The sequence below is a fragment of the uncultured Roseivirga sp. genome (assembly GCF_963973945.1).
Lineage (GTDB): Bacteria > Bacteroidota > Bacteroidia > Cytophagales > Cyclobacteriaceae > Roseivirga.
Genome location: NZ_CAXBBV010000009.1, coordinates 95,354 through 110,255, shown reverse-complemented (window position 1 = coordinate 110,255; position 14,902 = coordinate 95,354). Strand labels below are relative to the sequence as shown.

The 14,902-nt window shown below is 38.6% G+C and carries 6 protein-coding genes; all 6 read right to left on the bottom strand.

The features are described 5' to 3' along the window. Positions 1 to 15: 15 nt before the first annotated feature. On the bottom strand, positions 16 to 2,292 hold the full coding sequence (locus AAC026_RS14725; protein WP_339699512.1) for an ABC transporter permease: 2,277 nt from the start codon (positions 2,290 to 2,292) through the stop codon (positions 16 to 18). A gap of 192 nt (positions 2,293 to 2,484) precedes the next feature. Beyond that, positions 2,485 to 4,830 (bottom strand): ABC transporter permease, encoded by a 2,346-nt coding sequence (locus tag AAC026_RS14720; protein ID WP_339699509.1) that lies wholly within the window; start codon positions 4,828 to 4,830, stop codon positions 2,485 to 2,487. Between the two features lie 83 nt (positions 4,831 to 4,913). Beyond that, positions 4,914 to 7,283: an ABC transporter permease gene (locus tag AAC026_RS14715; RefSeq protein ID WP_339699506.1), complete on the bottom strand. Its 2,370-nt coding sequence runs from the start codon at positions 7,281 to 7,283 to the stop codon at positions 4,914 to 4,916. A 126-nt stretch (positions 7,284 to 7,409) separates the two neighbouring features. Next, complete coding sequence (locus tag AAC026_RS14710; protein ID WP_339699503.1) at positions 7,410 to 9,758, bottom strand: ABC transporter permease; 2,349 nt, start codon at positions 9,756 to 9,758, stop codon at positions 7,410 to 7,412. A gap of 166 nt (positions 9,759 to 9,924) precedes the next feature. Beyond that, a complete protein-coding gene (locus AAC026_RS14705) occupies positions 9,925 to 12,318 on the bottom strand; it encodes an FtsX-like permease family protein (protein ID WP_339699500.1) in 2,394 nt (797 codons plus the stop codon). Between the two features lie 25 nt (positions 12,319 to 12,343). Beyond that, positions 12,344 to 14,716 carry an FtsX-like permease family protein gene (locus tag AAC026_RS14700; protein ID WP_339699497.1) on the bottom strand — a complete coding sequence of 791 codons (2,373 nt, stop codon included), beginning with the start codon at positions 14,714 to 14,716 and terminating at the stop codon, positions 12,344 to 12,346. Positions 14,717 to 14,902: the final 186 nt, after the last annotated feature.

Genomic DNA, 14,902 nt, shown 5'->3' with positions numbered 1-14,902 from the left:
GGACTTCCTGCTTCCCTACTCCTTCCTCAACACTTCAATGGGATTGGTTTTACTGAATTGGAGCATTTTAAAGCCGATAACCACAAATAGTAGTACAATCATAAAGATTCCTGCGATAAGACCTTGACCCGCATTCAGGCTTATCCTTACCGCATAGTCTTGCAGGTATTGTTCCATCAAATAATAGCCAATAGGTAAAGCAATCAGTAAAGCGATAATAAGGCTATAAAGAAAAGGAAGTGACAACCTTCCAAGTAATTCAGGAACACTTGCCCCTAGAATTTTACGAATACTAACTGCTTTCATCTTGGAATTAGCAAACATAATGGCCATACCGAATAGGTTCATAAAAGAAAGCAATAGCACCACTCCTGCCAAAATGCTAAAGAGCGTTGAGATTTTAGATACCTTCTGAACGGAATTATTAACTCTATCCCTTAAAGTAAAAATACGTGCGTCTTTAACTGGGTCAAACTTCTTCCACACCGTTTCCAACTGCGCCATTACACTAGCCTGATTATTGTCAGAAATCTTCAATAAATAACTATGGAACTTGGTATCAACAGCAGGCAGAAATACATGGCTCATCGGAGTTGGATTACTTACACCCCAATCCGCATAATTACTCACTACGCCAATCACTGTTCTTGGCTTCCCATCAACATTCAAGGTCATTCCTAATGGATTTACTAAGCCATGTTGAGCCGCAAAACTCTCGTTAATTAAGCAAGAGTTTTCATCTGATACTCCATTGAAAGAACCTCCTTCTAGAAGCTTAATCCCCATAGTTTCAAAGAAGTTTTCCGATACAAATATTCTAGAAGGATTATCTTGAATAAGGCTATCCCCCATTTGTATCTTCACTTTAGAAAACCCATTGAAATTAAGAGGAAATGGCCCTTTGGCTACTTCTACAACTCCAGAAACTGAGCGCAACGACTCTAAAAGCACTGTGCTATTCTTCTTCATTTCTGGATTTGTATTGTCGAAAGACAGGATATTTTCAATCGAATAGCCATTATCGAAGTGAGCCATTTGGGAAACCTGAAGCTTAAGTACATACACTCCGAAAACCAAGCAGATGGTAATTACAAATTGCGCTGTAAGCAAAACCCGTTTCATAACAAAGCCAGAACCCGTTGGGCTTGAAAAACCAGAAAGTACTTTTACAGGGTTCAATTTAGAAACTATGAATGCAGGATATAGGCCAGCAATAAGACCTGTAATAAGTGTAAAAGTGATTAAGAATATAATCACTTCAGGTTGATCCATCCTCAAACTAATAGGCACTTGAAGCAAGTCAGAAACCCACTTTCCAGAAATTTCCAAAGCCACAACCGTTAGCAATAAAGATATAGCCGCATAAACCACTGATTCAACTAAGAATTGACTTCGAACGGTGCTAACATTTGCACCGTTTACCTTTCTAATCCCTACCTCTTTCGCCCTTTTTAAGGATAAACTCAATGCAATGGCTACATAACCCAAAAAGGCACAAAGCAATACGCCAATGCTCACGTACAGTACAGTCTTTATCATTTTTTTGGAAGCCCCAAAAAGGGAGTAGTACTGCGCACCATAATCATAGATTGAATTACCCCAGTATGCGTCTGCTAGTTTTTCAGTATATATGCCTTTCAATCCTTCCGTAGGCGCCATAGTTTGGGCAATCCTAAGCAAGCTCACTTTAAAACGATTAAGGTCAGCTCCTTCTTTTAACAAAACATGCGTTAGCATTGCATCTGTATTACCACTGGCTTTAGTGTCCGCCACAAACTGATCCATTGAAAAGAAGATCCCAGGATTTAATATTGATAATTCAGACACTTCTTCAAGCACTCCGCTAATTAAGAATGTTCCTTTTTCATGAACCAAAATTTCCTTGCCAATTGGGTTTTTATTTGGAAATAGACTTTCTGACAAAAAGCTTGAAATCACTATTTTCCCTGTACCAGCCAAAGCATTTTCAGGGTTTCCGTATTTCAAAGGAAAGCTAAACACATCGAACACATTGGGGTCAGTATAAAAAGCCTTTGCTTGTCTAATGAAAGATTGATCATCCTTACTTAAGTAAACTTCTCCGTTATAGGAATTAATCACGTTAACAGCCTCAATATCTGGACTTACATTCGGCATTTCTGCTACCATATCCGCTAATATATATTGATGATATCGCTCATAATCTAGCATCACCCTATACACCCTATCCGCATTGGCGTGATTTAGATTTCTGGAATATTCATAGCGTACATAGAGCCCAGCCATCACAAAGCAATACATGCCCAAAGCCATGAAAAGATCATAAGCAGTGTGTAACCCGTATTTCGTTTTAGGTTAGTAAAAGCTGATTTTATATAATTCCGTAACATAGCGTATTGGTTTATTAGTTAATTGGTCATTAGTGAAAACGAAACCAGCTTTTGACTTCCTTCTTCGGTCTGCCAACCTTCTTTCACTCCTTCATTAATCCCTTAATTCATTGCTTCATTCGTCTTTCAATATCTCCACTGGGTTAATCAAATAGGCTTTTATACTGTGAATGGAAACAGTAATGAAAATTACGATTGAGGCAACGGCAATGGCTCCGAAGATTAGGAAGACAGGCATTTCAATGCGATAAGCAAAAGAACTCAGCCAATTGTTCATCCAATACACCACTACAGGCACAGCAATAGCCACAGCAACCAGTAGTTTCCATACACTTGAAACATTCAACACCTTTTGAATACTGAAGAAGCCAGCACCCAGCACTTTTCGAATCCCCATTTCCTTCAATCTCCTTTTCACTGAATAACCAGCAATGCCAAAGAGCCCAATAAAAGCCACCAAAGCTGCAATTACCGTAAAAGTGTTTAACATGGTAATCATCACATTTTCTTGTTTGTATTGGGAGTTGATTTGGTCTTCTAAAAAGAAGTAAGAGTACTTATAGAGATTAGGTATGTCTTCGTAGTATTTCAATACATTTTTTGTAGTAGCTGCCCAATTAACCCCATCTAGTTTAACTAAAACTTGATTGCTTGGCGAGCCTTCAATCACCTGTTTGAAAATCACTGGCTCAATGATTTGCTTTTTGGAGGCGAAGTGAAAATCACTCACTACGCCAATGATCCTATGCGTAGAAGAGCCCGACCCCATGGTTTTACCCACAGCACTTGCTTTATCATAACCTAAATTCTTTGCGGCAGTTGAATTTATCAAAACCAATTTAGCCGAGTCAGTATCTTCGAGCACAAAATCTCGACCGCTCAAAAGAGTCATACCCATAGTCTCAATAAAGTCATGGTCTATTTCGAAGAAACTAAATTGAAAATCAAGCTCTGGAAATCCCATCGAAGATCTAACGTCATTAGGGAGCTGGCTACCACTACTGACCGATATTACACCTGGCAGTTTTAGCAACTCACTCTTGTGAACCTCTCTAGTTCTCCAAGGCATGTTTTCCAATACCAATTGATGATCTTTATCAAAACCTAGGTTTTCGTTTCGCATAAAACCCATTTGCCGGTTGGCTGTAACAGAAACACAAATAAGTACTATGAATACAACAATTTGAAAAACACTTATGGAGTTGATTAATCGTTGAGACGAAAAGCTACCTTTGCCTTTTTTAAAGATATTCACCACTTTTAGTCTGGTACTCAAAGAGGTTGGGTAAAGCGAACAGAGCAACGCAATAACCAAAGAGAACCCAATTCCTTTGAGTAGCAAAACAGGCTGTGTTAAAACGCTGATACCTAAATTCCTTTCTACTAAATCCTCTAGTTGAGGAATAAGTAATTCCACTAAAATCATGGAGAGCACAAAGCTGATAAGGACATGCAATAATGATTCGATTATAAATTGTTTGCGCAATTCTTTGCTGCTTGCGCCTGCCACTTTTCGAACCCCGATCTCTTTTGCTCTTTCAATAGATTGGGAGACTGATAAACTGATGTAGTTAAAAATGGAGCTAGCTAAAATGAAAATGGCTACAAATGCAAAAATTGAAACGTACTGACGGTCAGTCTTTTCCTTCACCTCATCCCTCACATCTAATGAATAATGAACATCAGCAATAGGTTGTAAACTAAGCTTTTTACCCGCAGCCCACTTGTTATTTGATACGTAAAGATCTGTGAGCTTATTTTCCAACTCGCTTAGTGTGGTATTATCATTTAAGAGTATATAGTTCTGTAAATTATTTAATCTCCAGCTCCAATTGCCCTCACCATAACGTGCATTTATAGTTTCATTCAGTACTATGATATTGCCTTTGATTGATGAGCTTTTGGGAAGATCACGAAATACAGCATCAATGGTATAATTGACTTTATTATATTTTACGATTTTGCCTAATACATCCGTTGTTCCGTAATGTTTTAATGCGGTCGCCTCGTCAATAATAAGTGAATAAGGTGATTGAAGTGATGTTTGAGCCGATCCGTGAATAAAGTATATGGTGAAAAAATATAAAAAACCTTGGTCTACTGTCAAGGTCTCCGTACCGTCAATGTTTTCATCCCCCTCATTAAATGAGAAAAGAATATTTTTTTGTATAACTCTACTAAATGCCTCAATCCCAGGAATATTTCCTATAAGGGCAGGAGAAAAAGCATAGCTCATTCCTGCCTCCTTTTCTACCCCAAAATCGCTTTCAGCAATTGTTACCACCCTATAAATCCTGTCCTTCTTTTCATGAAACTGGTCATATGCCAATTCATTCTGAAGAAAAAGGTAGATGATAAAGAATGAACCTAAACCTATACTCAAACCTAATATGTTTAGGCTTGCATAAAGCTTGTTTCTTCTCAGGTTTCTAAAAGCGACTTTGATGTAGTTTCGTAGCATAGCTTGTTGGTTTATTAGTTAATTGGTCATTGGGAATCAGCCAACTCAAACTATTGACCAATGTCCATTGACTATTGACCGACCTATTCGTTCCTCAAAATATCTACTGGATTCGTCCTAATAGTTGAAAGCGCCCTACTCAGTAATACCAGAGCTGAAAAACTCAGAATACTGATCACTGTGATGACTCCAAACGATGCATCCAAATCAATCCGGTTAGGATATCCATTGAGTGCGTTGCCCATAAAGTAATAGGCCAATGGTATGGACACCAGAGATGATAAAAGAATCAACCAAGCATAAGGTTTTCCTAAAATAAAGAGGATGTTATTCACGGTAGCGCCAAGTACTTTTCGAATGCTAATTTCCTTGATACGTTGTGAAGTTTGAAAGGCAACCAAAGAGAATAGCCCAAAGAGGGAAATGACCACAATGGCGGTGGTAACTCCGTTAATGATTAAAGTAAGATTTTGCAACCTACTTAACTTGGCCTCATAGGCATCATCTAAAAACTGGTATTGATACGAATCCTTATAATCGAACTGATCCCAAATGGCATCAATCTGCCCTAAGGTGCTGGCCATGTTCTGAGCGTTCACCTTGATCAGTAGGTTATTTACTCTTCCGCTGCTGAGCATAGGTGCTAGCATCAACTCTCTTACTTGATGCCTGGCACTTGTGATGTGGAAATCCTTTATTAAACCAATTATTCTCTTGGTACTCCCATCAGAGAGCACCGTTGCCCCTACTGGATTCTCCAATCCAAGCGTTTTTGCTAGCATTTCATTAATGATGATCGAGTTTTCAGTATCTGATGGAATTTCTGGATCAAAATTCCTTCCTGCCAATAAGGGAATTTCAAGCATTGAAATAAAGTTCTCATCGGTTTCAACCTTTGGCGCATACTTCATTGTCTTGCCTTCATATTCCAAAGTACTAAAACCAAATGCTCCTTCAGGAAGTGGTCCCACGGTTACTCCTTCTACACCGCTAATATTCTTTACCTCCTGCATAAACACATGAGGTCTTTCAAGCATTTCCTTCGTCATACGAATACTGACCACCCTTTCTTTATTAAAGCCAAGGTCGAAGTTGATGTAATGATTGATTTGCTTATTGGCCACCAAAAGCACGATGATCATAAAGGCAGAGATAGTGAACTGAAAAAAGAGCAAAACACTGCGATGAGAAAAACGAGAATGACCTTGCTGTTTCTGACCTTTTAGGGCTTTAACTGGGTTGAAGCGCGACAATAACACCGCTGGATAAATTCCAGCCAAAAGACCACAAAACAATGCATAGGCCAATAAGTAGCCCAAAATGGTTAGGTCTTCATAGTCCATCTTCAGGCTGATGCCCATAATTTGGGATACCGAAGGCAAAAGGATTTCTACCATAATAACGGCCACCACCAAACAGAGCAAGGCGAAAAAGAGCGTTTCACCCAAAAACTGTTTAATCAGTTGATTTTGAGTAGCCCCATTCACTTTACGAATCCCTACTTCTTTGGCCCTTTCCATGGCTTTAGCAGTCGCCATATTTACATAATTGGCCAAGGCAATAAACAGTAGAAGAATGGCCAAGCCTGAGCACAGATAAATAATATCTTTATTGGCTCCCAATCCTCTATCACGGTTATTTAGCGCTGCCCCACTCCCCGTTTGTGCCCAATAGGAGTCTGCAAAAGAGCCTAACTCCGCACCTGAACCTCCATATATGACATCTTCTGGCTTGTTGGCATCATATAAGCTTCCTATTCTATTTCTGATCTGGCCTAAATCTGCATTAGGTTCTGTTTTTATGTAAATGAAAAAAGTGTTGTATCCCCATGAATCTAAGTTCTCCATATCGTTCAAAGAGAAAGAAAAATGAGGTTGGAACTGAGAATTTTTAGGAAAGTCTTTTAGGACACCTGTCACTTTAAAGTCTCCTTTACCATCTACAGAAAGCGTTTCACCAATTGCATTTTCTTTATTGAAATATTTGATTGCCATTTCTGACGAAACAACCACCGCTTTAGGACTGGTTAAAGCATTCGCTTGATTTCCATAGAGAAAAGGGAATGAGAAGAGATCAAAAAATGAATTCTGAAGCGTATAATATTTCTCTTGAATGTAGTCATCACCATTCTTTACCACATACATATTTCCTGCTCCCGACAAAGTGGTTGTCACCCCTTTTAAACCAGACGTTCCCTCTTCAATTATGTCTGCAAAAACGGCTGGTAAAAATTGGTTATATGACCCTCCAAAACTCTTTACGTACTTCAGTTTTACAATGTGTATATCTTCTACATCCTCATGAAACTGATCATAGGAAAGCTCATATCGCACATAGAGTCCTACCAAAATAAAACAGGCCATGGCCACTGAAAGACCTGTCAGGTTAATCAATGTAAAGACCTTGTTTCTCTTTATTCCTCTTAGCGTGGTAATGATATAGTTTTTTAACATAGCCCTTTGGTTATTAGTTAATTAGTCATTGGTCATTTGTCATTGGTGAAAACGAGAACCCGCTTCGGTCTTCCTCCTTGTTTCACTTCCTCATTATTTCATTAATCCCTTCACTCCTTCTTTCATTCATTCATTCCTCAACACATCCACAGGGTTCTTTTGAGCGCTGAAATAGCTATGTAAACCAAGCACTGTCATTGCTAAAATTCCAACCATGATTATCGCTTGAGAGAAGAATGGACTTAGGTTCTCCAACCTATATGGAAAGTCTATAATCCATTTTTGAATTCCATAATAGGTAAGCGGTATAGAAATCATCATGGCCAAAGCAATCAGCCAAGTGAATCGCTTGTTCAGGGTGCGTATCAAATGGAGATATGTAGCACCCAGCACCTTTCTAATTCCTATTTCCTTTTCTCTAAGTTTATTCTCAAAAGATGATAAGGCAAAAAGCCCTAAGAAGGCCACTAGTATGACCATTGTGGTGAGCACATCGAAAATGGTAACCAATTGTGCTTCCTTTTTATAGCTTGATTCAAAATAACCTTTGATTTCTTGAATACTGGGCGTTCCCGTTACACCTAGTTTAGAGAGTGCCAAGGTTACGTGCGCTATAACTGCATCTTTATCTCCTGCACGATAACTGAATTGTATGTTGCGAAAATCCTTTGGTTTATAGTAAAGCTCCGCAGGCTCTATGACATACTTAGCAGAACTAAAATGAAAATCTTTAACTACACCAACTACAGTTTTTCCGCTAGGCATTTTTGAACCGATGGCAGGATTCAAGCCTAACTTCTTCTTTGCAGTTTCATTGATGATTACTACGCTGTCCAATTGAGATATTGGAAGAGCGCTGAAATCAGACCCTTCTAAAAACTCAAGTTCGAAAAGGTTGTTAAAGTCCCTGTCGGCCGCTCCAGAATAAATAGTTAAAGGCACCATTATTCCGTTGAGTTTTAACATGCTGGGTGGTCCTGGAGGAAAAGCAGGTAAGGGTGTCGATGTTATTTTTTCAATTTGAGGAATTGCTTCAAGGGCATTCCTTACAGTCTGATAGTCGAGTTTCTGCCCTTCTTGATTAAGGCGTATGGACATAATATTCTCTTCATTATATCCTTTATCCAACTCTATTAAATAATTGGCCTGACCTCGTATACTTAAAGCAGCCATGAGCAAACCAGAGCAGATTGTAAACTGCAAAACAAACAATGATTTTCGTAGCATTCCCACTTTGGATTGAGGCAGGTTCCCCCTTAATACTCCTGAAATATTAAAAGAACTAAGCGTAAGTGCTGGATAGATACCTGAAACCAAAACCACCAATACAAGCAAGCAAATGGGTAAGAATAAAAGTTGAGGAGCTTCCGAAAAATTCAATTCCAAAGTTTTACCAATTAGTGACTGAGTGTAGGGCAGTAATAATTCTAATCCAATTAGGGCAATGATTAAAGCACAAAAGGCCAGAGAAAATGTTTCAGCCATTTGGGAAAGCACCAGTTTGCTACGACTAGCGCCCATTATTTTTCTAATGCCCATTTGCTTTACCTTTGAAATGGAACGAGCCGTAGTAAGATTGATATAATTAAAGCAGGCAACAAAAAGGATAAGCCCTCCTACCAAGGAGAAGATGTATAAATACTTACGCTGCCCCCCGAAAAGATTATCATTATCATAGCGTCCGGTTTTACTGTCGAGGTATAAATTTGAGAACCTTAAAAACTGTAGACCATTTGCTTCATTAGTAATTCCATTTCTAGCCAGAATTGCTTTGGCATCCGCTAAAAGTTTTTCGGCACTGTAATCTTCTCTCAATAAAAAGTAGCTATAGCCATATCCCGCTAACCAATCTAGTTCCGTAGGTTCATATCTAGAACCATCGTAAGTTGTTCCCTTTACAAAATCAAATTGCAAATGTGAATTTTTAGGTATTGGGTTGAGCACTCCTGCTACTTTATACACAGCGTTTATAAAAGTGATCGTTTCGCCCACTGGGTTTACTCCAGGGAAAATGGATTCCGCCATTTCTGAAGAAAGAATTACCTCACTTGGGTCTGTCAACGCCAATTCTTCATTGCCGTACTTCAAACTAAAATCGAATACCTTAAAGAATTCAGGAGACGAATAAAAGACCTTGCGACCTGATATCCATTCATCATTAATTTGATAATCGCTCCAGGTTGCACCACTAATATTCACTGTTTCTAATACACCAGGGCTTTCTGCTTCTAATGCTTTCATAAAGGCATGAGAGGTTCTTAGGTCAATAGGCTCACCATCTTCCTTTTGTAATTGCAAAGTAGACATGTAGATATTATCAGCATTCTCATGCCAACGATCATAAGTCACTTCATCTCTTACAAAAAGAGCCGTTACCAAAAAACAAAACATTCCAATGCTTAGGCCCAAAAGGTTAATTAGAGTAAAGCCCTTTTCACGCTTTAGGCTTCGGAATATGGTTTTAAAATATCTCATCAATAGTTATAGTTCATTGGTCATTGGTCATTGGTCATTGGTCATTGGTGAAAACGAAAATCCACTTCCCTCTTCACACCTTCTTTCATTAATTTATTTGTCTCATTCCTTCACTATCTCATTAATCCCCTCTCTCCTTAATTCATTACTTCAATAGCTCATTGCTTTACTCATTCCTTAAAGAATCTACTGGATTAGAAAATGCCGCCTTCACAGACTGATATGACACCGTAAACATCGCTACCATAACAGTCATCAAACCAGCAACAAGGAAATAATACCAACTTAAGTCAATACTATAGGCAAAGCCTTCCAACCAACGACTCATAGCGATGTAAGCAATCGGCCAACCGATGAGGTTAGAAATCAAAATAATTCGGACATATTCTTTAGAGAGCATCATGACGATTTTGGAAACATCGGCCCCAAGCACTTTTCTAATACCAATCTCTTTGGTGCGTTTTTCAGCTAAGTAAGAAGCCAAGCCAAACAGACCTAAACAGCCTATTGCAATGGCGAGGACTGTGAAAGTGAGAATGATCTGGCTAAGCTGTTTATCCTTTTCATACAATCCTTTTACCGCTTCGTCCACATACCTCAGTTCAAATGGTCTATCTGGTACAAGATCAGTCCATACCTTGCCCATTTCAGCTTTTACTGATTCAATTCGAGACATATTGACCTTTGCATAAAGTAATTGCTTAAAGTTTTGAGGTCCAGTGTAAGCCGCCCAAGGCTCTATGTCTGTATGAAAACTAGTAAAATGAAAATCATCTACTACTCCTGCTATATAGCCCATCATACCTTCATCTATTCCAAAGCGTTTTCCCACCGCTTCTTCAGGGCTTATTCCCAGCTTTTCAACCCCAGTTTTGTTTACCAGGTAATAAACTGTTGAATCCCAATCAGACTTATTTTTAAAGCCTTCACCCGCCAATAGATTGAAACCAAAAGTTTCTAGAAAATCCTGATCGCCATACATACCTCTAAACGAAATGGTTACGTTTTCTGGAAGTCCGTCCATGATAGCGCCCCAGCCCGAAAGCACATTAGAAATTTCATTATTACTTCCTGTTACTTCCTCAACTCCCGTAATGGTTTCAAATCGAGATTTCAGTGATCTATAGGCGTCTCTAGCTGTACGGTCTGGAAGTTTTAGATAAACTACCTGATCTTGATCATAACCAATATCTGTACTCTGAACATACCTTAGTTGATAGAAAATCACCAAAGTACCGGTGATAAGGAAAACGCTTACCGTAAATTGAAGTGTAACCAATATTCTTCGAAACATATTTCCACCCTTAACACTAAAAGTGCCTTTAAGTACCTTAACTGGCTGAAATGAAGAAAGAAATGATGCTGGATAACTGCCAGAAATAAAGCTTACTACCAAAACAAAAGCTACTAGGATGAGCAACAAATTGGGATCGTTTTGAAGACTTATAGAAAGCTGAGTACCTGCCATTTGATTAAAGAATGGCAATGACAGTTCGGCTAAAACCACCCCAATTACTACAGATAGAAGAGTAACCATAAACGTCTCCCCATAAAATTGAAGAATTAGCTGTCTTCTATGGGCTCCCATTACCTTTCTAATGCCTACTTCTTTGGCTCGTTTTTCAGATTTTGCCGTACTCAAATTGATATAATTAATGCAGGCAATTAATAGAATGAAAACAGCTATGGCCACTAGTGAATACAGCAACTCTCTTGATATTTTCTCAGGATAATCTGCTCCTTTTGTTATATCAAAATGCATTTCGGTTAGGGGCTGAATATCATAAGAAAGCTTAAACCCTCCAGCCTCCATCGCATCACCAAAATCCTTTGTTACATAATCATTCAGTTTAGTCAAATAACTTTTTGCCGCAGCCTCATCTGCAAGCTTTACATAGGTGTAATAGTTCATAGGAAACCATCGCTCATTATCAATTTGACCAAAAATCGATTGTACTGAAATTATCATGTCAAAAGCCAACGAAGTGTTTCCTATTGGTTTCTTTACTACTCCTGTTACTTTAAAATCAGAATTATTGGCTTTGATGATTTTACCGTAAGCTTCCGAGGCACCTCCAAAATATTTAATGGCCGACTCTTCGGTCATTATTAAGGTTTGTGGTTCTCTTAAAGCTGTTTTAACATCTCCTTCTAAAAATTCATACTGAAAAACCTTAAAGTAGCTTGTGTCGGCATAATAGATTTTAGTTTCGGTAAAGGTTTTGTCCTTGTACTTCATCAAAAACTCTCTACCTACCCTCCAATCATAAATGAAAGTTGCTTCTTCTGTTTCAGGAATATGTTCCAAAGAAACTTGAGTGATCTTTGTTGGGGTAATTGCTATATTCTGAACATTGCCAGAAGTTTCATAACTACTGGTAACGCGATAAATCTTATCAGAATCGGGGTAAAAACCCTCATAGGATGACTCATTCCTTACATAGAGTAGAATGATAATACATGCCATAATACCCACCGATAATCCTGAGATGTTGATCAGTGAGTAGGCCTTTTGTCTTTTAAGGCTTCTTATTGCAATGTTTACATAGTTTTTAAACATGACCTTGTTGTTTTAATAATTGAGTTTATTCGTTGCGTAATGAATCTACTGGGTTTTTTCTTGCCGAATTAACCGACTGATAAAGTGTAGTAAGCCAAGCAAAAAGCATTACCAAGACCACTGGCAATGCAAAAAGAGGCCAATCAAGCTTAATTCTAAAAGCAAATGTGTTGATCCAATCTTTAAGGAAATAATAGACCAAAGGAATCACAAATGCGGTACTGATCAGCAACATGCGGCTGATGCCACTGTTCATTAACCAAATCAAATGGATGTTTGAAGCGCCAAGCACTTTTCGTATGCTGAATTCTTTCAAGCGTTGTTCAGCCAAGAATATTGTAAGCCCAAACAAACCTAGCAATGCAATTAAAATGGCTACGGCACTAAAGGTGGTAAATATGTTGGCCAAACGCTGCTCCTTTGCATATTGGGCAGCATACTCTTGATCCAAAAAGGAGTATTCAAAAGGATAAAGGTTGGCAAATTTTTCGTAAGTGGCTCGAATAGAAGCAATAGTGGCTTCCATGTTTTCAGGCTTTACCTTTATATAGGCCAGATTATTATCGTTGGGTTTATAAAGATATGCCGCTGGTGTTACTTCATCTTTCACCGAAAAGAACACGAAGTCTTCAACTACCCCACCCAAATTTGGGACGCCCACATTACGTTTAAACACATTCTTACCCATCTTATCTTCAATCTTCCATCCACCCACTTTCGCCAAGGCTTCATTCACGATTAGAAAATCATTCCCCTCCTTACCTAATTCAGGCTGATAGAGCTTTCCTTCCAATAGTTTTATGTCAAATTTTTGAAAGAAGTCCTCATCAACAGGGAAGATGGAAATGGGCGTAACGTCCTCACTTCCATCAATTTCTAAATAAAACTGAGCTTGTCCGCCAAACACTTTTGGCCCTGCTCCTGTCATCCATTCAATAGAAGGATTTGAGCTCAGTTCACTTTTAAAAGCTTTGTATGATTGTTTGATCGCTTGGTCATTCAATGGAATCATAATCACTTGTTCCTTATCAAATCCCAAGTCTAACGACTTTAAATGCCTGAATTGTTGATAGATAACATTGGTAGAAATAAACAAACCAATACAAATAAAGAATTGAACCACCACCAATATATTTCTGAAAAGCAGACCTGATTTGCCTTTAGTTACACTGCCCGATAAAATTTGGGTAGCACTAAAACGGCTGAGGAAAACAGCGGGATAAAGCCCTGCAAAAACGCCAATGCCCAAAACAGCCAATACCATAAATAAGTAGGTAAAGGGGCTTTGGTAATCAATAAATATGGAAGACCCCGCAAAAGCATTAAATGAAGGCAGAAGTATTTCAGTAAAACATACTGAAAGTACCACAGCTATAAAGGCAAGCGCAATGGACTCAATAAAAAATTGGGTGATAATCTGACTTCTGTAACCGCCAACTGTCTTTCTTATACCAACCTCCTTGGCTCTTTTTAGGTATCTGGCGGTTGATAAGTTGGTGTAGTTAATACAAGCAATAAATAGAATCAGAAGCCCAACGAGTAAGTATAGCCTTATAAATTGTTTATCGCCCGTTTTCTTAAAAAATGAATATAGTTTACTGAAGTAAACTTCACTCACAGGCTCTAAACGAACACTCATGTTCTTAATATGAGGCTGAAGAAGTGTCTTAGCTTTATGCTCAATATCTTCAACCTGTGCGTTTTCTTCAATCTGAACATAGAGCGGAAACCCAGACAATACCCCCCAGTCTCGATAACGCCCATCTTCTCCGTAAGCCTTATCAGATTGCTCAACGGGAAGAATGTACTTGAAACCCATATGAGTTTCTTGACCAAGATCATCAATTACCCCAATCACCTTAAACATTCCATAACCGTTCAAATTTACGGTTTGACTAATGGCACCTGATGGAGAGTCGAAGAGTTTTTCTGCCTCAGACTTCACTATTATGAGCTCACTTACAGTTTGCTGATCTAGTGGTTTAGACTGCGCTAGCACATCAAAATCAAATACATCGAATAAGGAAGGGTCAGCAAAATGAAGAGACTGAATCTTAAATTTTCGTTGACCAGCTTCAACAAGTAACTCAGAAGTTTGGCCAAATCTCACTGTGTTTTTCACCTCTGGAATACCTTCTTTGAACAACTCGGCCACGGGAAATTGCGTCATTATTTCCCAATTGGGTTCGACTTCTGTAGTATCATCTCTGGCTACTAGAACCCTGTAGATCTCTTCTGAGTGAGCGTGATACGTATCCTTATCAAATTGCTCCCTTACATATAGGCTTAGAATGACAAAGCAGATCAAGCCCACTGTCAGTCCGAATATATTCAGAACAGAGTAAAGCTTGTTCTTTACCAGGTATCGAAAAGCTATTCTAAAAAAGGATGATAACATGAATTCTATTTAGGTTAAAAACTAGAGTGATAAAATTAATCGGTAAATAACGTCAGCAGTTAACCAACTGTCATACCAAAGTTAATTAACTATATATCAATAAATTAACACAAACAACCTCTTGCTAATTGGTCGCCATCGCACTTTGCCGTCCGCTAGCGGACGGCAACATTTGTTTGTATATTC

Bases quoted from the DNA above. Each gene is read 5' to 3' on its own strand.
- AAC026_RS14715 (WP_339699506.1), bottom strand. From the start codon at position 7,283: ATGTTAAAAAACTATATCATTACCACGCTAAGAGGAATAAAGAGAAAC.
- AAC026_RS14710 (WP_339699503.1), bottom strand. From the start codon at position 9,758: ATGAGATATTTTAAAACCATATTCCGAAGCCTAAAGCGTGAAAAGGGC.
- AAC026_RS14725 (WP_339699512.1), bottom strand. From the start codon at position 2,292: ATGGCTTTGGGCATGTATTGCTTTGTGATGGCTGGGCTCTATGTACGC.
- AAC026_RS14720 (WP_339699509.1), bottom strand. From the start codon at position 4,830: ATGCTACGAAACTACATCAAAGTCGCTTTTAGAAACCTGAGAAGAAAC.
- AAC026_RS14700 (WP_339699497.1), bottom strand. From the start codon at position 14,716: ATGTTATCATCCTTTTTTAGAATAGCTTTTCGATACCTGGTAAAGAAC.
- AAC026_RS14705 (WP_339699500.1), bottom strand. From the start codon at position 12,318: ATGTTTAAAAACTATGTAAACATTGCAATAAGAAGCCTTAAAAGACAA.